This is a genomic window from Burkholderia sp. 9777_1386, from assembly GCF_015712265.1.
GTDB lineage: Bacteria > Pseudomonadota > Gammaproteobacteria > Burkholderiales > Burkholderiaceae > Burkholderia > Burkholderia cenocepacia.
The window spans coordinates 21,273-47,681 of the sequence record NZ_JACCQB010000022.1 but is presented as its reverse complement, the minus strand read 5'-3'; the positions used below and the strand labels follow the sequence as shown (position 1 = coordinate 47,681).

The 26,409-nt window shown below is 62.6% G+C and carries 25 protein-coding genes, 2 pseudogenes and 1 other annotated feature; of the genes and pseudogenes, 3 read left to right on the top strand and 24 right to left on the bottom strand.

Annotated elements, in window-relative coordinates:
- Positions 1 to 194: 194 nt before the first annotated feature.
- From H0X91_RS35325 to H0X91_RS18170, 9 genes and pseudogenes are all read right to left on the bottom strand, one after another.
- Positions 195 to 316, bottom strand: a pseudogene (locus tag H0X91_RS35325) (ABC transporter substrate-binding protein); the annotation flags it as partial.
- A gap of 17 nt (positions 317 to 333) precedes the next feature.
- A complete protein-coding gene (locus H0X91_RS18205) occupies positions 334 to 1,176 on the bottom strand; it encodes a formate/nitrite transporter family protein (protein ID WP_196433216.1) in 843 nt (280 codons plus the stop codon).
- A gap of 335 nt (positions 1,177 to 1,511) precedes the next feature.
- A complete protein-coding gene (locus tag H0X91_RS18200) occupies positions 1,512 to 2,867 on the bottom strand; it encodes a nitrate regulatory protein (RefSeq protein WP_062910790.1) in 1,356 nt (451 codons plus the stop codon).
- A 127-nt stretch (positions 2,868 to 2,994) separates the two neighbouring features.
- A pseudogene (locus tag H0X91_RS18195) lies at positions 2,995 to 3,759 on the bottom strand (IS3 family transposase); the annotation flags it as partial.
- Positions 3,438 to 3,554: a sequence feature (AL1L pseudoknot), on the bottom strand. It overlaps the preceding pseudogene by 117 nt.
- Positions 3,760 to 3,876: 117 nt before the next feature.
- Positions 3,877 to 4,467, bottom strand: coding sequence for a suppressor of fused domain protein (locus H0X91_RS18190; protein ID WP_227746363.1), 591 nt, complete (start codon positions 4,465 to 4,467; stop codon positions 3,877 to 3,879).
- A gap of 55 nt (positions 4,468 to 4,522) precedes the next feature.
- Positions 4,523 to 4,939, bottom strand: coding sequence for an Imm70 family immunity protein (locus tag H0X91_RS18185; protein WP_077056230.1), 417 nt, complete (start codon positions 4,937 to 4,939; stop codon positions 4,523 to 4,525).
- Between the two features lie 3 nt (positions 4,940 to 4,942).
- A complete protein-coding gene (locus tag H0X91_RS35255) occupies positions 4,943 to 6,685 on the bottom strand; it encodes a DUF4150 domain-containing protein (protein ID WP_080331214.1) in 1,743 nt (580 codons plus the stop codon).
- Positions 6,678 to 8,021: a DUF2169 family type VI secretion system accessory protein gene (locus tag H0X91_RS18175; RefSeq protein WP_060263189.1), complete on the bottom strand. Its 1,344-nt coding sequence runs from the start codon at positions 8,019 to 8,021 to the stop codon at positions 6,678 to 6,680. Before H0X91_RS18175 ends, H0X91_RS35255 begins: the two co-directional genes overlap by 8 nt.
- A gap of 11 nt (positions 8,022 to 8,032) precedes the next feature.
- Entirely contained in the window at positions 8,033 to 10,144 is a 2,112-nt protein-coding gene (locus H0X91_RS18170) for a type VI secretion system Vgr family protein (protein WP_196433215.1), read from the bottom strand.
- Positions 10,145 to 10,283: 139 nt separating this feature from the next.
- Here H0X91_RS18170 and tssF point away from each other — a divergent pair, with 139 nt between their 5' ends.
- On the top strand, positions 10,284 to 12,161 hold the full coding sequence (tssF, locus tag H0X91_RS18165) for a type VI secretion system baseplate subunit TssF (RefSeq protein WP_062884624.1): 1,878 nt from the start codon (positions 10,284 to 10,286) through the stop codon (positions 12,159 to 12,161).
- Between the two features lies 1 nt (position 12,162).
- Here tssF and H0X91_RS18160 read toward each other — a convergent pair whose 3' ends face one another.
- Both H0X91_RS18160 and H0X91_RS18155 read right to left on the bottom strand, forming a co-directional pair.
- Positions 12,163 to 12,735 carry a hypothetical protein gene (locus tag H0X91_RS18160; RefSeq protein WP_043205777.1) on the bottom strand — a complete coding sequence of 191 codons (573 nt, stop codon included), beginning with the start codon at positions 12,733 to 12,735 and terminating at the stop codon, positions 12,163 to 12,165.
- 24 nt (positions 12,736 to 12,759) lie between these two features.
- Positions 12,760 to 13,137, bottom strand: a complete 378-nt coding sequence (locus H0X91_RS18155; RefSeq protein WP_012492498.1) for a DUF3592 domain-containing protein — start codon at positions 13,135 to 13,137, stop codon at positions 12,760 to 12,762.
- An 840-nt stretch (positions 13,138 to 13,977) separates the two neighbouring features.
- Here H0X91_RS18155 and H0X91_RS18150 point away from each other — a divergent pair.
- Positions 13,978 to 14,304, top strand: a complete 327-nt coding sequence (locus H0X91_RS18150) for a hypothetical protein (RefSeq protein WP_196433214.1) — start codon at positions 13,978 to 13,980, stop codon at positions 14,302 to 14,304.
- On the opposite strand, the gene H0X91_RS18145 is transcribed toward H0X91_RS18150, so the two are convergent.
- From H0X91_RS18145 to H0X91_RS18120, 6 genes are read right to left on the bottom strand one after another with little or no spacing between them, the layout of a single operon-like run.
- Entirely contained in the window at positions 14,274 to 14,762 is a 489-nt protein-coding gene (locus H0X91_RS18145) for a DUF2514 family protein (protein WP_196433213.1), read from the bottom strand. The genes H0X91_RS18150 and H0X91_RS18145 overlap by 31 nt on opposite strands.
- The gene (locus H0X91_RS18140) at positions 14,759 to 15,448 is read right to left on the bottom strand and encodes a glycoside hydrolase family 73 protein (protein ID WP_196433212.1); all 690 of its coding nucleotides are present in this window, start codon (positions 15,446 to 15,448) and stop codon (positions 14,759 to 14,761) included. The genes H0X91_RS18145 and H0X91_RS18140 overlap by 4 nt, the downstream gene beginning before the upstream one ends.
- The gene (locus tag H0X91_RS18135) at positions 15,435 to 15,716 is read right to left on the bottom strand and encodes a DUF7940 domain-containing protein (protein ID WP_196433211.1); all 282 of its coding nucleotides are present in this window, start codon (positions 15,714 to 15,716) and stop codon (positions 15,435 to 15,437) included. Before H0X91_RS18135 ends, H0X91_RS18140 begins: the two co-directional genes overlap by 14 nt.
- On the bottom strand, positions 15,713 to 15,922 hold the full coding sequence (locus tag H0X91_RS18130; protein WP_196433210.1) for a hypothetical protein: 210 nt from the start codon (positions 15,920 to 15,922) through the stop codon (positions 15,713 to 15,715). Before H0X91_RS18130 ends, H0X91_RS18135 begins: the two co-directional genes overlap by 4 nt.
- A gap of 11 nt (positions 15,923 to 15,933) precedes the next feature.
- On the bottom strand, positions 15,934 to 16,212 hold the full coding sequence (locus H0X91_RS18125; protein ID WP_196433209.1) for a hypothetical protein: 279 nt from the start codon (positions 16,210 to 16,212) through the stop codon (positions 15,934 to 15,936).
- A gap of 1 nt (position 16,213) precedes the next feature.
- Positions 16,214 to 17,527, bottom strand: a complete 1,314-nt coding sequence (locus H0X91_RS18120; RefSeq protein WP_196433208.1) for a hypothetical protein — start codon at positions 17,525 to 17,527, stop codon at positions 16,214 to 16,216.
- Positions 17,528 to 17,547: 20 nt separating this feature from the next.
- Between H0X91_RS18120 and H0X91_RS18115 the strand changes: the two genes are divergently transcribed.
- Complete coding sequence (locus tag H0X91_RS18115; protein ID WP_196433207.1) at positions 17,548 to 17,829, top strand: hypothetical protein; 282 nt, start codon at positions 17,548 to 17,550, stop codon at positions 17,827 to 17,829.
- Here the strand turns inward: H0X91_RS18115 and H0X91_RS18110 are convergent.
- The 7 genes from H0X91_RS18110 to H0X91_RS18080 form a co-directional block, all read right to left on the bottom strand.
- Positions 17,823 to 19,460 carry a hypothetical protein gene (locus H0X91_RS18110; RefSeq protein WP_196433206.1) on the bottom strand — a complete coding sequence of 546 codons (1,638 nt, stop codon included), beginning with the start codon at positions 19,458 to 19,460 and terminating at the stop codon, positions 17,823 to 17,825. The genes H0X91_RS18115 and H0X91_RS18110 overlap by 7 nt on opposite strands.
- A gap of 221 nt (positions 19,461 to 19,681) precedes the next feature.
- Complete coding sequence (locus tag H0X91_RS18105) at positions 19,682 to 21,754, bottom strand: transglycosylase SLT domain-containing protein (RefSeq protein ID WP_196433205.1); 2,073 nt, start codon at positions 21,752 to 21,754, stop codon at positions 19,682 to 19,684.
- On the bottom strand, positions 21,751 to 22,734 hold the full coding sequence (locus H0X91_RS18100; protein WP_196433204.1) for a hypothetical protein: 984 nt from the start codon (positions 22,732 to 22,734) through the stop codon (positions 21,751 to 21,753). Before H0X91_RS18100 ends, H0X91_RS18105 begins: the two co-directional genes overlap by 4 nt.
- On the bottom strand, positions 22,734 to 23,195 hold the full coding sequence (locus tag H0X91_RS18095; protein WP_196433203.1) for a hypothetical protein: 462 nt from the start codon (positions 23,193 to 23,195) through the stop codon (positions 22,734 to 22,736). Before H0X91_RS18095 ends, H0X91_RS18100 begins: the two co-directional genes overlap by 1 nt.
- Positions 23,192 to 24,865, bottom strand: a complete 1,674-nt coding sequence (locus tag H0X91_RS18090) for a hypothetical protein (RefSeq protein ID WP_196433202.1) — start codon at positions 24,863 to 24,865, stop codon at positions 23,192 to 23,194. Before H0X91_RS18090 ends, H0X91_RS18095 begins: the two co-directional genes overlap by 4 nt.
- A complete protein-coding gene (locus tag H0X91_RS18085; RefSeq protein WP_196433201.1) occupies positions 24,865 to 25,578 on the bottom strand; it encodes a hypothetical protein in 714 nt (237 codons plus the stop codon). Before H0X91_RS18085 ends, H0X91_RS18090 begins: the two co-directional genes overlap by 1 nt.
- Positions 25,578 to 26,408, bottom strand: coding sequence for a hypothetical protein (locus tag H0X91_RS18080; RefSeq protein ID WP_196433200.1), 831 nt, complete (start codon positions 26,406 to 26,408; stop codon positions 25,578 to 25,580). The genes H0X91_RS18085 and H0X91_RS18080 overlap by 1 nt, the downstream gene beginning before the upstream one ends.
- Position 26,409: the final 1 nt, after the last annotated feature.

The following is a 26,409-nucleotide window of genomic DNA, read 5'->3' as shown; positions in this document are numbered from 1 at the left end:
TTTTGTGAGTGTCTCGACAGCCGCCCGCTGCATAGCCCCAAACAAAGTCGTCACCGTTTGCGAAGTTACGTTGTCACTTTGCCGGGTGATGTCGACACCACGCGCGACCAGGTGACGCGTCTAGCTGGCGCCTCCACGAGTCGCTCGCCGAACCACTCGAGGCGCGCCGGCCGCTCACGCTGCAGGGCGATTGTCCGGCGCGCGGCAACACTCGTCGGCGTGACCGTGATCGCGTCGTAGATCAACCCCGGCGCATCCGCCGACGTGAAGCTCGCCCGCCCCCGGTGCGTTTCCGCGCGTCGCCGGCGTTCGGTTGCGGCTTGCGCAGCGCGATCAGGCCTTGCGCGCGACGACACCCACCGGCGAAGCGGGCGCGCGTTTCGACGCGGTCTTGTAGTGCGTGCTGTACAGCGCCGCGCCGACGAACACCAGCCCGCCGACCAGGTTGCCGAGTACCGTCGGGATCTCGTTCCACAGCAGATAGTCGACGATCGTGAAGTGGGCGCCGAGCATCAGGCCGGACGGGAACAGGAACATGTTCACGACCGAGTGCTCGAAGCCCATGTAGAAGAACACGAGGATCGGCATCCACATCGCGATCACCTTGCCGGGTACGGACGTCGACATCATCGCGGCGACCACGCCGGTCGACACCATCCAGTTGCACATCACGCCGCGCACGAACAGCGTGAGCATACCGGCGGCGCCGTGCGCCGCATAACCCAGCGTGCGTGCTTCGCCGATGCCGCCGATCTTCTGTCCGATTGCGTTCGGCGCTTCCGAGAAGCCGAATGTGAAGATGATCGCCATGAACAGCGCGACCGTCAGCGCGCCCGCGAAATTGCCGAGGAACACGAGCGTCCAGTTGCGGAACACGCCACCCCAGGTCGCGCCGGGCCGGCGATCGATCACCGCGAGCGGCGCGAGCGTGAAGACGCCGGTGAGCAGGTCGAAGCCCAGGAGGTACAGCATGCAGAATCCCACCGGAAACAGCAGCGAACCGGCCAGCGCGTTGCCGGTGTTGATGGTGATGCTGACCGCGAAGGCGGCTGCGAGCGCGAGGATCGCGCCCGCCATATACGCGCGAATCAGCGTATCGCGGGTCGACATCGACAGCTTCGATTCACCGGCGTCCACCATCCTGGTGACGAATTCGTTGGGTGTGAGGTAGGCCATGGTATGCGCTCGCAAAGTTGGACGGGCAAAAAAAAAACGCGCCAGGCACTCGCTCGACATGCGAGTGCCTGGCGCGGACGCTGTTATCCACGTGATCGGCCGCCACGGTTCGACATGGCGTGATCGTCAGGCCGCCATTAGCCCGACGAGCGAGATGTTCGCAACTTTCATACCAGTGGCGGGGATATCGCGATGCAGGCCGGCCGGACGCGAGATGCCGGAGGGAAAGGCCGCAGCCGAACGCAGCGAATCGCACTCGCGCGGTGCGAACTGCACTTCGTGCACGCGCTTCGGGCGCCGCCGTGGTGCGTGAAGCGCGGTGCGGTGCGTTCCGGTCAGGTCGTGCCGTCGTCGTGCGGTGTCTCCGGCGCGCTTCGCTGCATACGACGTCGCACGGAAGTCTGCGCGTGCTCGTCGACGAATCGCTCGGGCGACGTCAGCGCGTCTTCCGCGATATCGGCAAGCGGCCGATTGCCGTCCATCGACGCCTTCTGCAGCATCCGATACGCTTCGTCCTCCCGCAGGCTGAAGCGCGTCATCAGCGTATTTTTCGCGCGCTGCACGAGCTTTCGCTCGTAGAGCGCTCGACGTGCCGCGTCGAGCTCGACCTCCGCGCCGGCCAGTCGCGCCGATTGCGCCTCCAGCAGGGATTTCAGGCTGGCGAGCGTCCCCGGGTCGGAGCCGGAGAGACGTCCCGGCAGCTCGTGAACCGCCGCGCGCGCCGACAACGGATCGCCGGCAAAGAACTGGGCGAGCGCCTGGATATGCGGGGGCGGATTGTTTCGCAACTGCGCCATCAGGCGCTCGGAGTCGCGCAGCGTTCGGTGCGCGTCGTCGATTCGCGCGTCGCACGTTTCCTGCACCTGCAGCGTCAGTGCAATCTGAAGGTGCCAGAGATCATCGATGCGGGCGCTCGCGGCGTCGAACCATGCTTCGCTCAGGCCGGCATCGAGCGCATCGCCGGCGTGCACCGTGCACAGTACGCGGCGCAGCTTCTCGAGCGCCGCCATGTGCGGCTCCGTCATGCGGGTTTCCCACCATGCGTTTTGCGCCGTGCTTGCGAAGCTCGCGAAGACTTCGAGACTGCGCTCCTGCGCGGCTATCAGATACAGCAGGCGCTGCTGCTGGTCCGCCGAAAACGTGCCCGCCGCAAACATGTGCGCACCGACGGCGCGTTCCTGTCCCGCTTCTTCCTTGCCCTCGACGACATGGACGAGGGCAATCAGCATGCGCGACACCGACGGATCCGCCCCGCTATCGGCAAACTGGAAAATCAGCTCCACCAGGCCGCCGATCACGGTACTGAAAGCCTGGACCGAATCCGGCGCCGACAGCGCAAGATGGTCGATCTGTTCGCGCAGCACATCCAGCGATTCCAGGTCGAGCAGCACCCAGGCGATCAGCGACAGCAGGCGCGACGTCGAGCCGCGTGCGGGCGTCAGCTCCCGATCCAGGCGCTCGCGCAACTGCGCGACGAGCGGCGCCGATTCGCCGCGCGAAGCCGCGTGTTCGGCGACAAAGCGCTTGCCGCTCGACGCCAGATAGATGCTGGTGGCGCCGCGCTCGCGCTGCAGCGCATGGATCAGGCGGCCGAGCAGGTCGACCAATTCGATCTGCTCGGCCAGCTGGCGCAGCGACGCGATTTCCTGCTGCTTGGCGAGCAGCGCGAATTGCAGGGCAGTGGCGGGCATGGTGAATACTGACCGTAGACAGGGACTCGGTTCAGTGTAGTGCGGACAATATTCGTTATTTTTACGCGTTGGATGTCAAGATTCGTGACGAAGGCGCGGTCCGCAACAAGGCGATCTATCTGGCGCCGTCCGTGGTCATCGACGAACTGACGCGCCAGCCAACAATACGGCGGGCGAATACGTCGATCACGAACGCGACGTAAAGCCAGCCTTGCCACGTCGAAGCGTACGTGAAGTCCGACACCCAGAGCTGATTCGGCCGCTGCGCGTTGAATTGCCGGTTGACCCGGTCAAGCGGGCGCGGTGCGCTCTTGTCGGCGATCGTGGTGCGAATCCGTTTGCCGCGAACCTCACCACGCAGACCTTGCAGCTTCATCAGCCGACCGACCGTGCAGCGCGCGACCACAATGCCCTCGCGGTTCATCTGCTTCCAGACCTTCGGCACGCCATAGACTGCATGTTGGCCTGCCAGACACGCCTGATCTCGGGTTGCAGAATCTCATCGCGTTTCGCGCGGGCGCTGCGTCTGGACGGATCGCGAAGCTGTGCCGCATGGCATCGGCAGCCCGACGGGGCGCTCCGCAAGACCTTGCAGATCGGCTCGCCCCCGAAGGTGTCGCGATGCTGATCGACGAACGCCGTCAGGACTTGAAACGGCGGTCGAGTTCCGCCTGGGCAAAAAACGCGCTCGCAACCTTGCGAATCTCGTTGGCACGACGCAGTTCCTTGACCTCGCGCTCCAGGGCCTTCAGCCGTTCGCGTTCGTCAGTGGTCACGCCATCGCGCTCCCCTGGTCAACCTGATCACGCTTGATCCATTCGTGCAGCGTCTGCGGCGTACACCCAATCATCGGCGCAATCGACTCGACCGCTGCCCACATCGCCGGATGTTCGGCGGCGAAGCGCAGGCGTTAGGTTGCCCAGACAGATGAGTCGTAGCTGCGCAGATGCTGAGCTCCGTCGACTGGACGCGCGAACCGGCCCAAACGGCTTTGCAGGCAAACGTAGCTTTACTTCAACGAAGATCGATACAAGTCAAATACATCTACATCCGCTTGTTCAAGCAAATCTTCAAATTCACTATCCCCGCGCGTGCGGAGGATCTCAAGTTCTGCATCAGAAATAGGGATTCCTTGCAACCAATTGACTTTCTCTCCGCTCTCCAAGTCAAGTTGCTTGAAATGCCCGTCATTCCACAGAAACGGTGCTGTCAGATACAGATGTGGGACTAACGTGTCGCTGTAGCATTCCGCGACATACCCTTCCAGCACGCCCCCTGGCATCACCGCCCACCGTGATCGCATTAGCGCAAAAGCAGCAAACGCAAGCACATTTGGCCAGTGCTCAATATCAGCGGGCATTGCACCACACAACTCAACACGAGTCCCTAACTCCGTCTCGCCGCCAAGAGCAGTCTCAAAGAGACCTATCGTGCTGTAAGACACGAGATCGGGGTCAGGCGAGTCCGCGACTGAGAGTACGTCGACCGCCATGGGCAAGTCATCGTGCAGATATTCCTGCACCTTGGGCATGCCGTCGAACACCGACAAGGCGTGCCGCCCCACAGCTTTTCGGCCAGCAGAAATTGGGCCTTTTGTCATGTCACGATTCGAGATGAGCGCTCACGGTTGAAGCACGATGCGTAAACGAGATAGACTAAATCTCTTCAATCACAACATCCGCTTTATTCTTCAGCGCATCATCAAAAGCTTCAATCAACAGATCAAACAAATCGCGCCCCGTACTAGATACAAAGTAATTACCCATCGAAGTAATATCTGAACTAATATCCGCCCCCCAAGGAGGTTGCTTGGTTCGATCTTCATAATCCCATATTACCGAAGAGGGCGGAAAATTATTCAACTCTTCACGAATTTTCTTCAACTCCTCTAGCGCCTGCCCAACGTGCTCCGCTGGCACACGCCCCTCATAAAACTCTTTCGATATAACGGGAAACTTGGTTCCCGGACCGTTGGACTCCAAGAGCCCCCAGATTGTGGAAAAGAACGAGTTAAAAAAGCTCGATGCTCCGACCTCGTCAACTATCGATCCGACTCGTACGCCAACTGACATGTGCTACCTCAATATGGTAATGTTACTTGGCTGAATTATACCGTTACTGCGCGTGGAGATTGACTGAATAACGTTTTGCAGCTCACCACGACTGACTACTTGACCACGAATATCTACAAAAAGCGATTGGACGGTATCCGGAGGCAATTGTTGCGCACGATAGATCGCCTGATTCGATACGTTATCGATCAATCGTTCCTGGCCTGCGGGCGTCTCAATATTGTAGTTCTTCACTTCAACGCTCGAACCATCTTTATACCAGTCAGGACGTGTGCTTCCTTTGGTGCCATAGGGAACCTCTTTCCCGTCCTTGAAGGACCTTTGTTCTTTGTATCCTTGCCCGAGTTTCTTCCCTACATCCTTCTCACTCTGCCTCCAAGACGGCCTCTTAGGCTTGGCTTGGACTTTCAGTCCATCTCCCGCAGGTTTTGCGTTGGCCTCCCCTGCGGCTTTCGCTGCATCAGCGGTCGCCTCGGTTGTCTCGCCTCCCTTCGCCGCCGCACCTCCAATGTCAGAGGCCTTGCCTGCTTGGCCAGCCGCCTCGGCAACCTCGCCAGTCTTCCCAGCCGCGTTCGCAACCTCTCCCGTTTTTCCCGCGACATTTGCAACGTCAGCAAGCTCGCCTGCCTTTCCGGCAACATTCACCGCCTCGCCAACCTTGCCTGCCACATTCCCCGCTTCGCCGACCTTGCCGGCAGCACCAACACCACCAACAAACAATCCGCCGATGTCGACCGCGCCGCGCCCCAGCGCCTCACCATAGTTGCCCTGGCTCCACGCCTCCATATACGGCTTGGTGATGCCATCGACGATCGCGCCAGGATGATCGTAGATCGCCTGCGCCGTCTTTCCGGCTGAGTCCAACGTCTGCGAGTACCCGTGGTAGTCGTATAACCCTGTCAGATCAGACAGACCCTCAGCAGCCTGCGACACTGGCGATAGCTTGGCCGCTCCGACCGCCAGCCCGCCCAAGCCCTTCGCCATGTCCCACACCGCGCCGCCGGCCCCCTTGAAGAACCCGCCAACTTGATGCATGACGCCCTTCTCGGGTGGCGGATTCGCATCCCCCACGACGTTCCCGCTCGCATCCACCGAGCTACCCGGCGCGGGCGCAGTTACGTAAGTGCCCGTACAGTTGCCGGAGTTCATCGTGCACGGGTCACCGTCACGAATAACGGGATGGCCACCCGCGCGAACCGTCGTGCTTCCCTTCGTCGGCTTGGTCTCGCCTCCCACCGTGCCGGAACGTACCCCATCGGCTGAGCCCGCTTCGTCGCCCGTACATGTCGGGACCACGCTCTGATCGAGCACGTACGCCGGCTTGCCGTTGAATCGCACGCTCGGCACGACGCCCGACGACCCGCTCAGATCCGACACGACCTGATAGGGTACCGGTGGTGTCGAGCTGCCCATCGGAGTCTTGCACACATCGGGCGTGCTACTCACGGCCTTGAAGCTGCCGTCCTGCCTCGACGCAATCCGATTGCCCTTGGAGAAGTGATCGGACGGCTGCGCCTGATCCTGCGGCTTATAGACGCCCGTTTCAAAGCGCCTCTGGACTGACTTCCCCGCTTCATCGAATATATCGCGCAGGTCCGGGCGATCGCTCCACGGATTCGGCGTATTCCACAAAGAGTCGAGATTTTTTACTGCGTCACGAGCCTGCTCCACACTCTGGATGTTGAAATGCTCCCGAAAAACGTCACCCGCATCTCCGGTGATGGTGACCGTTAGTGGTTCAGCCATGCCGCACCTCCGCCGGATCGACCGCGTTACCCGACGATGTCGCGGCAAGCCGCTCCAGCCCCGCCCGGTCGACAAACCTTGCCTCGAAGCGCTGCGCACGCACTGATTTCATCAGCGTTGCGCGCCACGCCAACGTCACCACGGGGTTCGCTGCGTCCGACACATCAACTGACAACGTATCGAGCAGCAGCGGCGCGAACTTGAGCGACTGGTCGGTGTAGACCCATCCCATCGGTAGATGGCCTGGCAAGGCGATGCGCAGGATCGTATTGCCCCGCTCGCCGACGGTCGATCCGGGCGTGCCAACTGGAACAAGATTCGTCAGCACGATCGTCTCGTCACCCTTCAGGTGCGGCACCTGCATCTGTGGGTGCGCGCCATTCCAGTACCTGAACTGAAAATCGTCCGGCAAGCCCGGATGGCGCTCAGCGAGCCACTGGTCATCGTACGTGCCAGCAAGCTCACGCCTCGATTTCCACGCCTTCCCGACGATACCGACGCCAGCCGGATGCAGCGACGGAGGCGCCTGCCCATTCACAGCTGCGAGCCACGCTTGTATCGAGATGGGTTCGCTGCTGGCTTCGATCTGCGGAGCAGCGACCCGCTGCAGCTTCGTCGCATCAAGGAACCAACGTTCAGCAAATCCCAGACCGATCGGATTGTTTTCGCAGGCCGTATGCGCCACCGGGACGTTATCTTGATCGGGATGCGCAGCCTGCTGCTTGTCATCGAGCCGAGATGCCTTCGGCACACGTTTCGCAGCCGGATCCTGCGCGTCGATCCGACACTGCCCGCCCCATGCGTATTCGTAACGCATAGGCAGCGCTGCGATTGGCTCAGGCGGCGTCAACCACCAGTCGATGGGACGCACGATGCCGAGCGAGGCGATCTTCACGAGTCGGTTCATGCTTCGACCAAACGTCGATCGTCGAGCAAAGTACCTTGGGCCGGTCACGAACAACCTACGATCTAGCAGGACTTTCGTCGTCGGCACACCCGTGTCGTTGTTGGATCGCATGGGTGCCGACACAATTCGAATGCCCGCTGCGAATCGCGGCAACGATCGCCCCTGCGGCGCATAGGCCGTCCCGTTGATGAGTACATCGCAAAGCGGTTTATACGGCGCGAGATCGCTTTCCTCTGCCACGCTGGACTGATTCGGCTCGCCGTGGAAACGATCTGATGTCGCGAGCGGTCTCTGCTCCTGCGCAAGCATCAACACGCCGTCTCGCAGCTCGAAAGTCTGGCGCAAGACAACGGTATGGAACGATGCGCCGTCCGGCGCAAACGACTCGAACGCCAATGCAGGAAAAGGCGTGTGATTGGAGAACTCCATCGCCGCTCCCGTCAATTGACGTCAACATCCTTGCCGTTGATCTGCACCGGCCCTGAGCCCTCGATTAGCAGTTGCGTGCCGCGCAGCGTGATGTGTCCGTTGCTCTCCATAATGAGCACCGAGCTACCGGTCTTGAGCTCGATACGGTCGCCAGCCGTGATCGTGTACGTCTTGCCGACCATCGTGGTCTTCGACAGGCCGACTTCTTCAGCGCTAGCCAGCCCCGCCGATGTGTTCACTGCGCCGGCCACTGTCACCTGATAGCCGCCGCCCACGGTCAGTGCTTTTGCAAGCCCCACCGTCTCCGTCGACGTCAGCGCAATCAGGAGATTCTCCATCCCTTGGATGGTCTCATTCCGGTTGCCACCGACCGTCAGCGTCTCGTTGTTACCAACGGTCTCGGTGCGATCCACCCCAACGTGAATCGTCTCGTTGTTGTCGACCGTTTCCGTACGATCGTGGCCGACGTGCACCGTCTCATCGTGATCGATGTTCTTGGTGCGGTCGTTACCTACCCAATGCGATTCATCGTGCTCGACCTCGATGCGCTGATCCTTCTCGGCGTGTAGCCACACCTCTTCCTCGCCCTTCTTGTCCTCGAAGCGAATCGCATTGGCCGTATTGACGTTACCGGTCTTGGTCGAGCGCGTCAGAATCCCGCTCTGTGTCGCGTTGGCTGGCAACGCCCACGGCGGCATGTTCTGCGAGTTGTAAACGCGCGACGTCACGAGGGGACGGTCCGGATTTCCATCAAGGAAACTCACGACCACCTCATCCCCGATTCGCGGGATCTGAATCATCCCGAAACCGCTACCCGCCCACGGCTGGCTCACGCGCACCCAGCAGGAACTCCCTTGGTCACGTTTGCCGAGACGATCCCAGTGGAACTGCACCTTCACCCGGCCGAGACTATCCGTATAAATCTCCTCGCCTTTCGGACCCACGACGATTGCCGTCTGCGGCCCGACGATCGTCGGACGCTCGCCCTCGAATGCCGGACGGTACGGAATTTTCTTGCGAATGCAGGTGAAGCTGCATGAATACGCAGAAGTCCCCTCGCCAGGCTCGTAGTTGTTCGTGCCTGTGTGCGACACAGTCAGCAACAGGAATTGCCGGTCTTCCTGTTTGGTACTGGCGTGATCGTAGTGGTCGTCCAGCTCGAAGTATCGGCACGGCATCATCCGCCGGCCCGTCGTCACCCCGACGAACGTTTTGCTGTGTGCAGCCAGCGCTTCCGTCCGGAAGCGCGCGAGCTCTTCGCCCCGATCACTGTCAGCGAAACCATGCTCGCCGAGGTAGTCGTAGATCTCGTAGGACGGTACGTCGCCTTGATTGACTTCCGTGCCGCCCGACACGAATCGCCGGGCATGAGGAATTTTGTAGTCGAACGTTTTCAGTCCGACCGTGTCCGGTGCAAGCTGACGCTGTGCTTGAAATGACGTGATGACGGCGAGATTGTCCATCGCCTCGCCCTGATTGTATTGCAGCGATGGACTGCGCCCGTCGATCGGCTTCGCGGTCACCGAGTTATCGGCGATGATCAGCTTGTGCCCATCCTTCGCATGCTCGAAGTAATAGAACAAGCCATCCTCTCGCATCAGCCGTTCGACGAAAGCAAGATCCGTCTCACGGTACTGCGTGCAATAGCTGCGATTCTGCGTTCCTTTCGACAGACGGAACTCAAACGATGCCAGCTTGCCGTACTCGCGAAACACGCGGGAAAGAATCGCCTCCGTATTCTCTTCCTGAAAGATCCGAATGTCCTGTCGGCGAGAAAGCATCCAGAGCCACGGCAGGATCGTTGCGCTGTACATCGCAAAACCGCCATCGGTATCCAGATGCGAAAACGCCGCGACGTATCCGTGGAAGTAACGCTCTTCCGAGCTGGCGAGCGCATCGGTCAACTGCAACGTGATTGTCACAGGTTGGCCGATCAACTTCTTCAGCTCGATATTCTTGTCTTGCGACGCGAGCCGGACATGCATCTCGAAATTCTGAGATAACCCCTCGGTACAATGGAAATCGACAAGCACGAGATCCGATCGACCTTTCAATGGCGTTTCAATCGTAAACAGGCGATTGCTCTGGAGCCGGAAGAAGCTCGCAATTTCGGACATTTGCATATATAGCCTCGGAATCTCTCAGCAGAGGGGCAATTTTTTGTCGGCGCGGCCATTTTAATATGCCTGCGCGCCATTTTGACTAGATGTCGGCTCCGGAAAACAGGGACCGATTATCGCGGATTATTGAATATTGCAGCGAATGGACCATCTGCTGTCACATTACGAACGTGAAGTCGGATTGCTTGCACGCAGTCTGGCGGACTTTGCTCGACGCTTTCCGAAGATTGCAGCACGCCTGGGCATGTCTGGTGGCCACGTCGAAGACCTGCACGTCGACCGAATGGTACAGACGTTCGCGCTGCTAGCGGCTCGTGTCGATGCGAAGCTTGATGACGATTACCCGCAATTCACCGAGGCACTTCTCGAAATTGCCTATCCGCAGTATCTGCGCACGGTCCCGTCATGCGCGGTTGCCTCGTTCGACCCATCGGTTCTGTTCGGTCAGCTTACCGAACCGCTGACGATAGCGCGCGGCACGATGCTGGACGCCAATGCCGCACCGTGCCGCTTCCGTACACTCTACGACGTCACGTTATCGCCGTTGCGTATCTACTCGGCACGCTATTCATCAGCGACGCTCGCGCCAGCAGCGGCGCGCATCCCGACAGAAGTGACGGGGATCATTTCGATTACCTTTACAAGCGAATCCGCGTCGCAAGCATTCGATGACGCCATTCCGTCCACCCCAGTGCGGGTACATCTGTCCGGAGAGCGGCCGCTCGTCGCCGCGCTTTCCGATACGCTGTTGCTTCGTGCATCGGCCGCCTACGTGGAGGTGGACGAAAGCGGACGCTGGACCCGCTTGTCGAAAGCCCCCATTGAGGCGGCCGGCTTTGCCGATGACGAGCGATTGTTGCCGAACCAAGACGATACAAGCGCACAATCGTTCAGGCATCTGATCGAGTATTTTGCCTTCCCCGAGAAGTTTGATTTCGTCGACATCGACCTGGGTCGAATGCGTCGCGCCGCGCGCGCCGAAGCAGCTCGACGACTGACGCTTCACGTCGCCGTGCAAGGCACCGCCCATGATTCCGGCACCGCTCAGATCCTGGCAACGCTGAACACCAGCACGTTCCGATTGTTTTGCACACCGGTCGTCAACCTGTTCGAACGCGCGGCAACGCCTATCCAGCTAACCAGTCACGATGCCACCTATCCGATCACGCCGACCCCGTTGGCAACCGGCATTCCGCTGAGCGTCTACTCGGTTGAGGCCGTGTATCTGGGCGAGCGTACGAAGTCGGGCGAAGACAAGGCCGCCATCGCTTCACATGCGGCACCGCGCACGCAGGTGTGGCCGTATCGTGCATTCAGTCACGCGCGGCCCATGGATTCGTCCGCCATCTATTGGCTGGCCTACCGAGATCCGGAGGCCATGCCGGACGGCGCGCTGGCGGAATCGCAACTGGCGTTGGTCGACTTAAAGGGTCAAACCGCTCATCCGCGACACCCTCAGGTCGATGTCGATGTCCTGGCAACCAACGGAGCAATGCCGTCCCGGTTGCCGATCGGGGCCCCCGATAGCGATCTTCTGTACGAGGGTTCGGCATTGGCGTGCCCGATCATGCTGCTCTCCCGCCCCACCTTGCCGGCTGCCTTGCCGCGGGGCGGTGCACTTTGGCGCGTCCTGTCGGCACTGGCGCCGCATCCGCTCGACCTGACGCGGACCGGACTACCCGCGCTGAAGGAGTTTCTCCGTTTCCATGCTCCGCGTTCCAGCGTGGTTGCCCAACGCTGCATCGACGCGATCGCATCTCTCGACTGCAAACCAGCGATCAGGTGGATGTCTCTCGACAATCACTTCCCGTCATTTGTTCGCGGTGTGGAGATCCTGCTTTCGTTCTCCGAGGCGGCGACACGAGATGTCAGCCTGCATCGGTTCTCGGCTGTCATGGACCGATTCTTCGGCCCGTACGCTCAGTCAAACAGCTACGTTCAACTCGTCGTGTTGTCGGCCGAGAGCGGCAAGGAGCTGTTGCGATGCGCGCCACGCCCTGGGACACAACCGCTGGTATAGGTCAGTGGAGATAGCCAGCCAGAATCCCCCCACCCACACCAGCTTGAAAGCCAGCCGTTCGACCGTGCATATATAGCAGCGCCGGAGCATTCGCAACGGCGTCCGCCAAAATCATCGACATGGCCGGGCTTGTCAAGCCCAACGCAAGCATTGCCGGATTGATGCCCAACAGCATCACAGTCGCTCCCTGTGCGACAACCACCCCACCGTAACCGTCGAGATAAACGGTTCCGCCTTGCAAATCCGACCGCGTAAGTTCACTGCCCTTGAATGCACTGGTCATGTAAACGGTCCCATGACTCGGGAAATCATACGTCGAGCCAGCAGCACTTGCATCATGGCTACCGAAGTTCGGCAATTTCAATTCTGGGATTGTGAACCTCGGCAATTTGATTTTCGGAATCCTGGCGCCCCAGCCGTAACCAATACCCACACCACCGTAGTAGAAGCTTTGCGAATGTTTCTGTGGATCAGTGAGAATGATATTCCCCCCCGTCGCAACTACGATGTCAACGCTCACCCCACCGCCCGCGCCAGTGTCATATTTCCACTTGCTCTTTCGAAGATACGACATACGCCCTCTCTCTTCTGCTTCTCGTTATGTTCGTGACGGCAGATTCATAATCCCGCACACGATTGCAACCGCACCCATGAAGGCAAAAACAATCGTCGAATCCCAGATCGCGGCGAAGACATTCATCGTTGCGCTGCCATCAGGATCGTCGGCCTGGTACCGCACCTCGACTCGCTGACCGAGCTCCACTTTCGTGACAATCCCGCCTTGCGGATACGAAATCTGCTGTCCTGTCTTGGTGGTGAATTGAATCTCGGGATGGTATCCGCCAGCATTGAGCTTAACGACGAGGCCCGGTACCACAATCGATGTTCGAAGAAATTCTCTAGTCGACTGTGCGCTGATTGCAGCAGCGACAAGAAGGCCCACCCCAATCACAATGGCACTGATGCCCTTAAACATGACGCCCTCGTTTACATTCCCTACAATTATTCGGGTGCTCCATGCTGATCGTATCAGCCTGCCAAATTCTAAAACATCCTCACCTGGACGCCAGACTGTCCGGCTGGTGCGCTATCAGGCCTTCGGCAAGTGGCGCGCTTGCGAATGGTCTCCGAGATCGAGGATGGGTTGTGTTCATTTCGGGAGCCGTAAGTTGGTTTGGAATTGGGCAAGCAGCGCTCCACTACAAATCGTGGCAAGTGGTGCCCTTCGCCTGCCTAACCGGTATCGGCCTTGCGATGTGCATAGCCGTATTTAGGCCAGACCCAAGACGGGACACTGTGTTTTATGGCATCCGACGTGACGCCCGGAAATCGTTCTGGCAGCGAAAGCGCAATGACATCCTCGCTAAATTGATAGCGGCCGTCATGGGCGCAGTACAGGGCGTTGGAGGAACACTGCTAACCCAAGCGCTCAACAGATGATGACGCGGCCTCCGGCAAAGTATCGGGCGGTCATCGGGTGGAATTCATTCACACTCCATTCACACCGAACGGCGAAGGGAGCCAACTTGACAGCAGTCGCTCGCGTGACTAAGTGACTGAATAAGCGAAGAATCCTGGCCCGCCCTACACGATTCGAACGTGTGACCTACGGCTTAGAAGAACGGCAGTTTGAAAATAGACGGAAACGGAAGTGCAATCAAATCAACGACTTGCAGCGATCGCCATCCCCTAGCGGTTGCACTTCCGGGACCTAATTTGACCTGTTTTCGGCATTTCACGTCAAGATTTCGTCAATGTCGGCAGCACCCCGCGCCGGTTGCTATACTGTATATTTGTACAGTACTCGCAAGCCGCTATGCAGCACTATTTCATCCTGAATGATCAGCATGATCCGGTCGAAGTCGATCTCGAGACGTTCAGCAAATGGGACGACAACATCGCGGATACGACCGTCGCCGAGGGCACTCGCGTCTGGACGGTCTTTCTTGGCGTCGCGGACGACGGAGGTACGTCGGTAGAGCCCTACTTCGTGCACTATGTGATCGAGCCGGGAGCGCTGTTCAGAACCGTCAACACGTACGGATACGAAAGCGCCGTCGCTCGGCACAGCCGCATTGCCGAATGGTTGAAGCGACGAGCCAAGCGGCGCGCTCAGCGCGCCGCCGACGTCAGTGCGTCGTAGTCACGCTCGCACTGCTGGCCGGCGAGGCGGGCGGCGTCAGCGTACGCTGCCAGTTCGCCCGCGCGGTCGTCAATGCTGCCGAGCACGTTGGCGAGCAGATCGAGGGCGTCGCCGGCTGCCGGGCTTCCGGCGGCAGCGGCGGCAGCGGCGGGATGGCGGGCTGCTGCGACGAGCTGGTCGACACGCTGCTGCAGGCTGCCAGCGGCAGCGCGAGCAGCAAAAGCATCCGCGAGCGCGATGGTACGTTGTTGGTTCGCATTGTCGGCGATCTCCGATTGCGCCGCAGTGCGGCGTTGTTCTTCGGCGCGCGCAGCACTCACAGCCGCAATCTGGGCCTTTTGCGCAGCGATGGTTGTCGTGCGCACGCCATCAGCGTGCCCCTTGAAGTAGCCAGCTGCCGAGCCGATGACGACGGCTACGATGACCGCCAGCCAGACGCGAGGATCGAGGAAGGTCATGCCGGCACCCCCAAGGAATCGAGCGCGCAAAGCCCGCGCGCGTTCATGATCGAAATCAGCTTGTCCGCGTACTGCGGGTCCGTTGCGTAGCCGGCGGCCGCGATCGCGCGCGCGAACTCGGGGCCCGTCTTGCACGCGAACGCCGGCCGGTAGCGCGGGTTGCCCGTCAGAAAGGCGGCGTGGTCGTCGATGCTGCCCTGCCAGGTGCTGTACGCGCGGAAATTGGCGGTGATCGTGATCGTCTGGCCATTGACGACCTCGTGCGTCGGCTGTGACGTCACCGGCCCGCGCCAGGACGCGTCGGCCTTGATGCCGAACAGGTTCATGCCCGGCGCGCGGCGTCCCCAGCTTGATTCCAGCGCGGCCTGCGCGACGGTGACGCTGGCGGGCACGCCGGTGCGTTTCGCGCATGCCTGCGCCGCCGGCGCGATCGCGGCGATGAAGCCGGCGGGCGTCGAAATGTCGGGTGCTGGCTCGGCCGCGCGCGGCGGCGTTACAGGAATCGGAACCACCGGCGCGGCGGGAACCGCCGGAAGGGGCGGCGCAGGCTGCGGCGTTTCGACGACCGGCGCGGCCGGCGCAACAGGCGCCTCGGCCGGCGCGGCGGGCTGCGGTTCAGCTTGAGCAGATGCAGGGACACGGCCGAACAGCGCGAGGATCGCGCGAATCAGGTTACTGAGCCCCATCGCCGCCACCCTTCCCGAAAAGCGCCTTGATGCTGCCGATCAGCGCGCTCTGGCTGACGACGCGCGCCGCGACCGTCAGCACGACGCCAGCGATCGGCACCCACTGCTGCCCGTGCTTCGGGAACAGCGCAAGCAGCGATGGCGCGAGTTGCGGATACTGATCCGCGAGCGGCGGAATCGCCGCGAGCAGAATGAGCATCAGCGCGCTCACGCGCACCGACCACCATTTGCAGACCTGGTTCAGGTCGTCGATCAGGAGCTTCTTCATCGTGCGCCTCCGCGCGTGCGGCGGGGAAACAGGCGGTCGCGGATCTGCAGCAAAAGCAACACGATCGTGAGCACGCCCACCCACCATGAGATGTCGTGGCCGTTGAACCACGTCCAGATTGCAACCACGCCCCCGCCGGCCGTCGTAGCGGGTGCCGACGCCGCCAACGCGCCGCTCACTGCATTACCCACCATTTCCTTATCCATTCCGCTCCCCGTTATGCGGACACGGCCGCGTCCGTGCTGTAGACGCGCCACGCGCCGTTGCTCCAGTACACCGGCACGCCCGTGCCGGCGCCGGCTCCCTCGCCTACCTTCCGCCCGTTTTTCGCCCAGGCTTTCTGCCCCTCCAGCGCGCTGTTCGGCAGGCTCGCGACCGTGAATGCGCCTAGGTCACCCGCCCCGAATTGCCGCCAGAGCAGCGCGAACCACGACTGCCACGCCGGTGCCTCGAAAGGGGTGCGCGGATCAGGAGGAGTGCTAAGTTTCACGCCCATGTCAATACTTCCATCCGTCGGCGTAGCCCATGCCCTGCAACTCCGGGATCTGAGCCTTCAGCCGCTCGCCGATGTCGTCGCGCCAGCCGGGGCTGTTCGGGATCTCGATCTTCTTGATCGCACGCTTCGCGCGCATCTGCGCGCCCGTCACGCTGTAGTCGGTGCCGGTCGCGATGCACACGTAGTCGCCGGCCGTCACCGGCATCTTCTCGTACACGATCTTGCCGTCGCGCTCGTTCGGGGCTTGCCCCATCTTCACCTCGCAGAGGTGAATGTCCTCGGTCGCGAGCCGCTCGGTGCCATAGACCGGGTAGCCGGTCGTGTCGCGGCCGGTGTACTTCGTGAACGGGTAGTCGGGGATCGAGATCACGACACCGACGGCGATTTCATCGAGCACCTCGAGCGTGTCTTCGCCGTGCAGCAGGTCGAGCATCCACTGCGCCGGGTCGCCGACGTGCAGCGCGTCCTGGATGATCCGGCACGGCCAGCCCGGCCGGCTGGTCGCTTCGAGCGGCCACGGCACGCCGTCCTCGTCGATGATCGCCGCCATGTCGAAGTAGCCGCGGTAGTCGATCGAATGGAGGTGCGCGGTCAGCGGCAGCAGCAGCTTGTCGGCCAGCTTCGATTTCTCGGTATAGCGCATCACCGTGCCCTGCTCGCCGGTGTTCGGCCCGCTGTCGCCAGGCATCAGCTTCTTGAATTCGAAGTTCTCGAGGAAGTGCTTGCCCCACCCCTTCGGCCCGAACCAGCCGCCCACCGCCATTTCGATGCCCGCGCGAAACTGCTGCAGGATGAAGCCTTGGTTCTGTGGGTTCTCGACCTTCCAGCGGTCGAGCATCAGGACCATGTCGCGCGGCGACTTCGACACGTACGATAGCGCCTTGTCGACGTCGCCGTTCGGCTTCGAGACGTAGCGCAGCATGTTGCGCTGCACGTAGTCCTTTGCCTTGTCGTAATCGCTGAATTCGACCGAATCCATCACCTTGATGCCGGCGCGCTTGAACACGTCCTGCCCTTTCTGCCGGTTGAGCTCCAGTTCGGCGCCCGCCGCGTTCGGCCCGAAGATCGGATAGCCCTTCTTGTGGTACGGCGCCAGTTCCTTCATCAGGCTGGAGTTGTCGGTCAGCACGATCAGGTCGGCCCAGCCCATCGCCGCACGCCAGTCCGGGACCTTCGTCACGAACCCGTCGGCGATGTCGTTGCGCCTCCCGTCCTCGCGCGGCGCGAACCACGCGCGCACCTCGTGGCCGCAGTCTTTGCACCGCATGATGAAATCGAGCGACAGCCCGATCTGGTCTATGATGAGAATCTTCACTGGGTCACCCGGGGTTCGCCATGACACTGGTTCTTCAAATTGCCGCGGGAGTAGTCCTCGGCGGCTTGACGCTCTACGCAATCGCCAAGTTGGGCGTACGAGGAATCATTTATCTCATTGCCGCCGGGCTGGGTCTGTACTTCTGCCTGCTGGTTTTCGGCTGGTTTTACAACCTGGTGCACACCAGTCCGAGCGAAGACATACCGGTCTTCATCGGCACGATGGTCCTGTTGGCCGCATTTCTCTACGCCGTAAGCAAAGTGCGAGGCCGGGGCAAGGCCGGACGGGACAACGTTCACTGATCCTCCGTGATCTGCGGTCGGCCTTGCTGCGTCATGGCCCCGGCCACGAACCCCTGATTCCGCATTGCGGTAGCAAGGCTATCGAGCAGGTTTTTGTCGAGGCCGGCCGTGCGCAGGCGCTGCATGCCGCCTGGTTTCGTCGCAATGTCGATGATCTGCCGTGCCTGCGGCTCGGTCAGGCTTTTCGCCTTCGCCAGCCGTAGCCACGAGCCGATCGCACCACCGCCGACGACGTTCAGGCCGTGGCCGACGATGCGCTCGGTGTTTTCCTCCTCGAACGCGGCGCGCCGCGATCCGCCGCGCGCCATCTGGTCGCTCACGCGCGCGCGAGCCGCCTCGGTGCGAAACGCCTTCTTGATCTGGTTCGCCGTACGATCGCCGAGTACCTCTCGGATCTGCGGGTCGTTCATCTTGTCGCCGATCTTGTTCAGCACACCCTCGGTCATCCGCGGGTGTTCGCGCAAATACCGCTCCATGCCATCGGCCATCCCGATTCGAGCGTACTCACGCTCAAGCGGATTCATCGCGCGCCAGTGGTCGATCGACGCCCCCTTGAGGCCGAACGCGTAGTTCGCGCCCCACGTCTGCGCGCCTAGCAATCCGGTCTCAGTCGCCTCGCCGCCGACCGTTGCGGCGAGACGCTGCGCGGCGTCCAGCGACGTCGGCTGCGCATCCTTCAGCGCTGCGTGCGCCGCCTGTAGACCGCCCGCCTTCATCGTCCCGATCGCATCCTTGTCGCTGGCCGCGCGGCTCACGCGCTTCTGCAGATCGTCGATAACCGCCGTTGGGATCTCCTCGCCGACCTTGTACTTCGGCGCCTGCGCGGCTGCCGACTTCGGGTTCATGCGCAGCTTCTGGTAATCGGCGAGCACCTCGTCGACCAGCGGCTTCACGTCCGGATGGTTCAGCGCGGCCTTCAGCTCGCCCGTCAGGGGCGTCACTTCCGCGTACGCGCCGCGGTACTGGGCGGCCATCTGCTTCTGCAGCCCTTCGAGATTGTCCGCGAGTTGCTGCTTCACGTGCTGCAGCGGCTGCGACGGGTTATAGAGGCGCGAAGCCTGCCCCTCCGCGTCGCTGCGCAGACTCTCCGCCAGACTGCGCGCCGTCGAGTTCGACACGTCGGCCGCCTTCGTCACGAGGTCCGCAACCTTCGGCGAGAAGTCGACGACGCGCGCGCCAGGGTTGCTCTGCAGGAACGACGCGAGCTGCTGCGGCGTCTTGCCCTCGGTCGCAAGCGCGCGTTTGATCTTGTCGGCCGCCGCCTTCACCTGGTTGAAGCCGGCCGGCCCGAGGCGATCGAGCAGCGGGCGCAGAACGGCACCTGCGGCGCCAAGGCCCAGTGCCGCCACCGTACCCTCGACCGCGCCCTCTGCCGCGCGCTTCATCCGCGTCGACATGTCACCGCCGGCGCCGGCGCCCATCGCCGCTCCCGCAGCTGCGCCGCCGGCCACCTGCCGGCCGAGCAACGCGGCGCCGGACTTCGCGACCTGCGCCTTGCCTGCGCCGGGCAAGATCGCGCTCTCGGCGGCCGCCATGGCGAGATCGACGCCGAACGCGGCCAGCGGGTGCTGCTGGTCGTACAGGTTCGCCAGCTGGCGGGTAGCCTGCTCGGCCTGCTTGCCGAACAGCACGCGATCGAGGTCCGCGCCGAACCCGAACGTTGCAGCCTGGTACGCCTTCGCGCCGAGCGCTTCGAAATCGAGCGCGCCGATCGTGCGCTTCGCCGGCTGCTCGCCGACGAGCTTCGCGGCGGGCCCGGCGGGCGCCGCGGGGGCATTCTGCGCAGCAGGCTGAGCGACGCCCTCCGGCGGGCCGCCGAACGCGGCGTCGAGCTTCGGATCGTAGTTCGCCATCATTGAGCCTCGTAATGCTTGAAGAACTCGCGCCAGTCGCGATACCCGGCATTCTTCTGCCCGTCGGGCCGCGTCGGGATGCCTGCGTAGTTCGGCGAGAAGCCGGTCGGCGACTGCGGATCGACGACGAACGCCGGGCCGAGCGACTGCTCATACGCGCTCCAGAGCATCTGGGCGTTCTGGATCGGCGCGTCGGGGTTCGCCTGCATGTACTCCCGCACGAACTCGCGCCGGCTCGTTTCCATGGCGGCGCCGGCGTACAGCTCCATCGCCATCTGACGGTTCGTCTCCGGCGACAGGTCGACGTTCGGCTTCTGCGTCTTCAGGTTCGCGTACATCGCCGCGGTGAACGACGACCGGCCGCCGCCGGCGGCGCCCTGCGACTGCTGCATGCGCGAGATCAGGTTGTTCGAGATCTTCTCGAAGAGCTGCCGATCGTCACCGAACTTCGTCAGCACCTGGCTCACGCCCGGAATGCTCGACCAGCCACCAGTGGTGACCGGGTTCTGCTTGTCGAGCAGGCCGAGCAGTTGCGTCGTCAGACCCATGATGTCTCGGTCCGACGACGCACCGAGCGCGTCCTTCTGGAGCACGGTGTTGTTCGCCGTCTGGATCTTCTTGCGCGCCGCGTCGACCTGCTCGGGCGACATCCCGACCGGGGCCGTGGCCGCGATCGAGGGCGCGAACGGCACGCCCTTGCCTGCCAGCGCCTGCTGGCGCTGCTGGTCTGCCGCCTGCGCTTGAGCCTGTGCGATGCGCGGCGCGTCGAATTTGGCCTGTTCGCGCTGTTCGCGCTGCTGCTCGAGTTGCAGCCTCGTGCGACGATCCGCGAGGTCGGCCTGATCCTTGATCGTCAGCGCGCGGTCCGCGAGCGTCGCGATCTTCTGCCGGTCGGCCGCGTAATCGCCGGTCAGGTTGAGACCGCGCGTCGCCGCCTGCATCGCCGGGTTCTGCTGCAGCTGCGCGAGGAAGCCGTCGTAGCTGGTCTGGTCGCCGACGCTGGCCGCGAGCTTCGCGGTTTCGTCGTTCGCGCTCTTCTGCACGTCCAGCGTCTTGCGCTGCAGGTCGATCTGTTCGCCCTGCAGCTTGTCTGCCTGCGCGTAAAACTGCATCGCGAGTCGGCCGTTGCCGTCGCGCTGCGCGCGCTGCCCCATCTGCGTGTACATGCCGATCATGCGCTGCTGCGCCGACGTCGCGCCTTGGTACGCGGTGACAGGCGTCTCGACGCCCGCGTTCACGCGCGCGTCGAGCTGCGCCGCCGGAGACGGCTGGCTCTGCGCCTGGTCGAGCGCGGCCGCGCCGGCCGACTGGTTGCCCATCGCAGAGCGCACTGCCGCGAGGTTCGCCGCGTACTGGTTCGTGTTTTTGCCCCACATCTTGCGGTTGGTACCGCCGTAGTAGGTCTTGTCGACGACCGACTGATCGCCGTCTGCCGCGCGCGCGTAGCCGGCAAGCTGCTGCGCCGCCCAGTCAATCGACGCTTGCGGGTCGCGCGGGTCGAACCCGGCGCGCGCGGCGTTGCCTTTCTCGACCTGCATCAGGCCGATCGATTGCCCGTTCGCGGTCGCCGGCCCGACGGCGTCCACCTTCATGCCGGACTCGACGGCCGCGCGCATCTTCAGCTCGCGCCAGTCGACACCGTACTTCTGCGCGGCGGCCTTGAACATGTCGTCGTACGGAGACGGCGCGCTCACCTGCTGCGCGATCTGCTGAATCCGCTGCGGGGTGTACGGCTTGACCATGTCCGCGCTGAAATTCTTGATGCCGCCCGCCGCGGCAAGCTGCGTCGCGCCGGCTGGCTGGCCGCGCGTGGCCGGCACGGCGCGCGCGACGGCAGCGTCGCCGATCGCGCTCGGGTCGGCCGCCTGGCTGAAATAGCGGTTCTGTGCGTCGAGGTCGGCGAGCTGCAGCGCACTCATCTGGTTCTGCGTCGACGCCGCCTGGTTCGCCAGCTGCTGCGCGGCGAGCTGGTTCGCACGCTCCTGGCGCGTGTACGCGAGGTCTTCCTGCTGCCGCTGATAGTTCTCGAACCCCTGCGAGAGGCCCGTCAGCATCGGTCCCCAGAGCTTCATGCCGTGAACCCCCACGAGTTGCCGCCAACGCCCCACGAGGAGCCGCCCCCGGAGTTGAAGCCGAACGTGTTCCCGCCGCCGCTGTAATAGTCGCCGCCGTTGATGTTCCCGTACACGGACGGCCCGTACAGACCTGCCTCGTAGCCGCCGGCGTCGCCGCCACTCCAGGCGCCGGACGCGCCGCTCAACCCGTTCAGCAGGTTGCCCACACCGTTCGCGACCTGTCCGACGCCCTGCCCAACGCTGTTGTAGGCGGAATTCACGTTGCCGTAGACGTTCGACACCGCCTGCGCGGCCGCCGTCGGCGATCCGGTCGACGCGCCGGAGAGCAGCGCGAGCTGCCCGAAGGCCTGATTGTTCGCCGCCAGATCCGCGCTCGCGCTGCTCGCGAGCTGGCCGAAGCCCTGATTGTTTGCGCCCAGCGCCTGACCGTACAGGCCGGACAGTTGCGAGAGCATCGTGCCGTAATAGTTCGAGCCGAACGACTGACCGTAATTCTGCAGCGCCGCGAGCTGGTTGCCGGACGCGTTCAGCCCCTGCGCCGCGAGCGTCGCGTTCACCGCGTTCTGACCTTGCTGGAACGACGCCTGGTACAGCGGCGACGAAAACACGCTGCTCGGGTTCGCAACAAGATTGTTCAGCTGCTGCCCGAACGACACGCCATTCAGCGCGCCCGTCAAGGGCATCGTATTGCCGCTGACGTAGTCGCCCATCGCCTTGACGCTCTGCGGCGCAGCGTTGCCGTAAGTGCCGGCTGTGGTCGCGTCCGCAAGCGTTTTCCCGAACTGGGCGTTGTACTGGCCGAAGGGGTTCGCGATTCCGGCAAGCTGGTTGCCGAGTTGCTGCGCCTCCTGTGCCGACAGCATGCCGCCGGCGATATTCGCAGCACCCTGGGCCACCTGGGAGCCCCCGCCGCCTCCACCCCCGCCCATGATGCCGCCGATGATCGGCCCGGCGACTGCTCCGACGATCCCGCCCATCAGATCACCTTCGTGTAGATGCGCTCGGCTTCAACAAAGCCGAGCCGCTCGAGCACACGGCCGAAGTCGTGGTGCATCTTGCAGTTGGTGTAGATCCGCTGCACGCCGAGCGGCTTCAGGCTCGCGAACGCGAAGCGCAGAAAGCGCATACCGTTGAAGCCGCGGCGGTGCTGGGGACGGAGGTAAGTGATATCGCTGGTTGCGGTGTAGCTCTGCCGATAGTGCAGATGCGTCATCAGGATGAAGATGTGGTACCCCACCAGTTGCCCGTCGGCCCGCGCGGTGACGACGTGGACCATACCGGCGCGGTCGAGCGCGTCGTAGCGCTCGTAATCGGGATCGAGCTTGATCACGTCCTTGTTGAGGGCGATCTCTGCCCAATGCGCCGGATACAACAAGCGCATCTCATCGATCGCTTGTGCGTAGGGCTCGACTGCGAAGGTGAGCTGGTCGGTCGTCACTGATCGCCTTCCTCTATACCGAGTTCCAGTTGGTAAAACCGCACCTGGAAACCGCCGATATAGAGCAAAGCGAAGGCTCGACGCCGGAACGCTCCCGCTCGCCGCAGCATCGCTCGTGCGGCTCCCAGATTCACAGGACGGAATGCGCTCCAGGTATTGAAGTCATCGTCGGAGTACCCGACGTACGCGGTATCGGCGATCTTGTCACCGATGACTTCAATGCGTTGGCAAAATTTCGTGTTGTCGGACCCGAAGTCCCCCGCGTTCGTGCGTAGCAAGCCGTAGATGAATGCTCCGTTGTCGCTCGACACACTCTCCAGCATGCTGTAGACCTTGCCGTCCGACTGCCCGAGCAGGTAGTCGGTGTTGTTCGCGTAGGCGTACATCACCTGCGCGAACACGTTCTGGACGTACGGCGTGACCACCAGTTGGCCCAGGCCCGCGGCGGAATTCAGCACGGTATCCGCGTTGATGTCCGTCGTGTTGATGGTATCGGTGTTGATCCCGCCGACCATCTGCTGCCCGACCGTGTAGCTGATCGTATTCGCGTCGATTATAGTCGGAACGTACGTTCCTAGAAAGGACTGCGAAGTATTAGGGCTGGATACATTGATCACTGCCCCGGACTGCAGGCCGTGATTCGGGATCACCACCGTCACGGTCGTGCCGTTCAGGTACGACACCACCGCATTCATCGACTTCGAGCCGAGCGCCGTAGACGACCAGCGGCTCCACAGGCCCATCGTCACGTCGTAGACGAGCGTCACATTGCTGGCCGTGAGCGTCAGCACATAGTACGCATGCCCGTTGGTCTTGATGAAGAACGCGAAGACGTTGGTGAGCGGATCGGCATTGAGCACGCGATCGACGCGCTCATCCGAGATCGGCGTCGGTACCAGACCGTTCATCATGTAGACGCTGCGGCCCTTCTGGTGCGTCTGCGCGATCCAGAAGATCGTGTTCTCGGTCGCCACCACGGACGTACCGCACGCGCAGCCGACGTTCGCAGCGGCCGACAGGTTCGGCAGCAGCGGGCTGCCGGGCGGCGTGTTCCCCGCGTCCTGAAAGAAGCCGATGCTGAACTGGCCGAAGCCGATCACGTAGTTGTAGAGCCGCGAGATGGCGGCACCCGGGTCTGCCGAACTGCTCGCCACGATAGAGTTCAGCGCGTTCCACGTTGCCGGCGTGTTCAGGTTGCTGTTCCAGATATTGCCGGCTGGGTCCTCGACGAAAACGTACCCGTCCATGTACGCCACGCCCGGCACGGTCACGGCCGGATAGTTCGCGTCCGTCACCTGCGCGAGGGTCGTACCGTTCCAAGTGTAGGCCTTGGCGCTGTTCTTCAGGAACACGCCGGTGCCCCCCGCGCCGGTGAGCGTGAACTGGTACGGGCTGGTCGAATCGACCGTGCCTTGCGACACGCCGTCGACGTAGAAGGTGCTGCCTACGATCGCGAGCAGGTGCGTGCCGAACGCGAAGAACCCCAGCGCCGCGCCGGCCGTCATCGCAGGAATCGCGCTCGCGAGTTGCACGCCAAAGCGCGGGATCGCGAAGATCCGCCCGTCCGTGTTCTTCGACGCGCCATAGTTCCAGAGCAGCGCGTCCTTCAGCAGCGTCGAATCACGCGATGAGATCGTGTTCGCAAGCTGGATGCGTGGCGGCTCCGCCATCACATCCTCCGCATATCAGGCTGCAGGTACATCGGTGCGTCTTCCTGATCCCAGTCGAGCATGTCATTCAGGTACTGCTCCGCACGCCGCTCGATGCGGTTGGCGACGCGCTCCGGCACGAAGTATTCCGTCAGCAACTCGCTCGCCAGCCCATATTTCAGCGCGTTCTGCCATTCGATCGGGAAATCGAAGTTGTCCGTGCCGTTGATCACGTCCGCGATCGGACGCTGGCACGTCAGGATGCACACGTTCGGGTTGCTGTCCGGCGTCAGGAACAGGTACAGCACACCGTTGCCGAGCTGCGGATCGTAGTAGAACGAGTTCGGCGTGCCCTGTGCCGTCTTGTTCCCCATCAGGTCGTATTCCTGCCGCGACAACTTCACGAGCGGCACCTCGAGTGCCGGGTTCGTGTTCGCGTACTGCAGGCGCGCCATCGGAATCCGCAACGGCCGGAAGGCCTGCAACTGCGCGTTCGTCGACGTCGGGCCGAGCTGGTAGCTCGTAACGCCTTGCTGGACGGTGAACGGCACGTCGGTCACGCACCACAGCGGATAGTCCTTCGTCATCCACTGCTTGATCATCAGGTTCAGCGCCTGCGCCGCGTTCGTGATATCCGACTGCGGGGGTGGTGCGTCGTCGTTGAACGTGCCCATCACGCGAAATGCCGCCTGGATGAGCGTGTCGCGTTGGATCGAATAGGTATAGGTCGTCATCACGCCACTCGCATGATGTAGCAGAGCGCGTAGTACGGGGGCAGCGTGGAAAACGCCGTTCCGGACCCCGTGTTCTGCGTCGTGATCCCGGTGGTCGCTGCGTTGACGCTGACGTTCGCGTTCTGTGCCTGGATCGTGATGCCAGTCGCGCTCACGCCGGTCGTTTGGGCAGTCGGGCCGCTGTTGTTGAGCTGGTACCCAGCGGAACTACCCGCCGCGCCGTTGACCTGGTACGAGTGCGAGTGACCGGGGTCGTTGATACCGTGGCTGTGAGGAGACTGCGTCACGCCGTGCGAGTGCCCGGTGTCGGTCACCGCGTGATTGTGCGGCGGCAGGTTCGCCGTCGTCAGCGTGGCGGTAGTCGCGCCGCCGGTCGCGCCGACCGCGTACGCGTTCCCCGCCCCCACGACGAACTTGTCTTCCAGATTCGGCGTGCCATTCGAGCCGTTGCACAACGCCCAGTTCTCCGGCACGTTGTTCGCCGCGCCAGACCACAGGATGATCCCGCCGATCGGCACGATGCCGTTGAACTGCCGCAGCTCAGCCGCGATGGTACGTTGCGAAACGATGTCCCCTGCCGACCAGGCGCGGGCGCTCGTCCCGTCCTGGGCTCGCTGGATCGTGAACACGTTGCCCGCGACCTGTGTTACCAGCACGATCTCGATGATCGTGCGCGTCGCCGCATCGGTCAGCGTCGCGTAGAACGAATCCGGCGCCACGGGCGCTGGGAACAGCCCCGCCTGCCCGGCATTCAGCGCAAGCGACGCCGCCGTCGAGCTGATCCCGGCGGCGAGCGTGCCCGCGGCGTTGTTCGCATATAGGAGGGTCATT

Bases quoted from the DNA above. Each gene is read 5' to 3' on its own strand.
- H0X91_RS18205 (WP_196433216.1), bottom strand. From the start codon at position 1,176: ATGGCCTACCTCACACCCAACGAATTCGTCACCAGGATGGTGGACGCC.
- H0X91_RS18200 (WP_062910790.1), bottom strand. From the start codon at position 2,867: ATGCCCGCCACTGCCCTGCAATTCGCGCTGCTCGCCAAGCAGCAGGAA.
- H0X91_RS18190 (WP_227746363.1), bottom strand. From the start codon at position 4,467: ATGACAAAAGGCCCAATTTCTGCTGGCCGAAAAGCTGTGGGGCGGCAC.
- H0X91_RS18185 (WP_077056230.1), bottom strand. From the start codon at position 4,939: ATGTCAGTTGGCGTACGAGTCGGATCGATAGTTGACGAGGTCGGAGCA.
- H0X91_RS35255 (WP_080331214.1), bottom strand. From the start codon at position 6,685: ATGGCTGAACCACTAACGGTCACCATCACCGGAGATGCGGGTGACGTT.
- H0X91_RS18175 (WP_060263189.1), bottom strand. From the start codon at position 8,021: ATGGAGTTCTCCAATCACACGCCTTTTCCTGCATTGGCGTTCGAGTCG.
- H0X91_RS18170 (WP_196433215.1), bottom strand. From the start codon at position 10,144: ATGCAAATGTCCGAAATTGCGAGCTTCTTCCGGCTCCAGAGCAATCGC.
- tssF (WP_062884624.1), top strand. From the start codon at position 10,284: ATGGACCATCTGCTGTCACATTACGAACGTGAAGTCGGATTGCTTGCA.
- H0X91_RS18160 (WP_043205777.1), bottom strand. From the start codon at position 12,735: ATGTCGTATCTTCGAAAGAGCAAGTGGAAATATGACACTGGCGCGGGC.
- H0X91_RS18155 (WP_012492498.1), bottom strand. From the start codon at position 13,137: ATGTTTAAGGGCATCAGTGCCATTGTGATTGGGGTGGGCCTTCTTGTC.
- H0X91_RS18150 (WP_196433214.1), top strand. From the start codon at position 13,978: ATGCAGCACTATTTCATCCTGAATGATCAGCATGATCCGGTCGAAGTC.
- H0X91_RS18145 (WP_196433213.1), bottom strand. From the start codon at position 14,762: ATGACCTTCCTCGATCCTCGCGTCTGGCTGGCGGTCATCGTAGCCGTC.
- H0X91_RS18140 (WP_196433212.1), bottom strand. From the start codon at position 15,448: ATGGGGCTCAGTAACCTGATTCGCGCGATCCTCGCGCTGTTCGGCCGT.
- H0X91_RS18135 (WP_196433211.1), bottom strand. From the start codon at position 15,716: ATGAAGAAGCTCCTGATCGACGACCTGAACCAGGTCTGCAAATGGTGG.
- H0X91_RS18130 (WP_196433210.1), bottom strand. From the start codon at position 15,922: ATGGATAAGGAAATGGTGGGTAATGCAGTGAGCGGCGCGTTGGCGGCG.
- H0X91_RS18125 (WP_196433209.1), bottom strand. From the start codon at position 16,212: ATGGGCGTGAAACTTAGCACTCCTCCTGATCCGCGCACCCCTTTCGAG.
- H0X91_RS18115 (WP_196433207.1), top strand. From the start codon at position 17,548: ATGACACTGGTTCTTCAAATTGCCGCGGGAGTAGTCCTCGGCGGCTTG.
- H0X91_RS18105 (WP_196433205.1), bottom strand. From the start codon at position 21,754: ATGAAGCTCTGGGGACCGATGCTGACGGGCCTCTCGCAGGGGTTCGAG.
- H0X91_RS18100 (WP_196433204.1), bottom strand. From the start codon at position 22,734: ATGGGCGGGATCGTCGGAGCAGTCGCCGGGCCGATCATCGGCGGCATC.
- H0X91_RS18090 (WP_196433202.1), bottom strand. From the start codon at position 24,865: ATGGCGGAGCCGCCACGCATCCAGCTTGCGAACACGATCTCATCGCGT.
- H0X91_RS18085 (WP_196433201.1), bottom strand. From the start codon at position 25,578: ATGACGACCTATACCTATTCGATCCAACGCGACACGCTCATCCAGGCG.
- H0X91_RS18080 (WP_196433200.1), bottom strand. From the start codon at position 26,408: ATGACCCTCCTATATGCGAACAACGCCGCGGGCACGCTCGCCGCCGGG.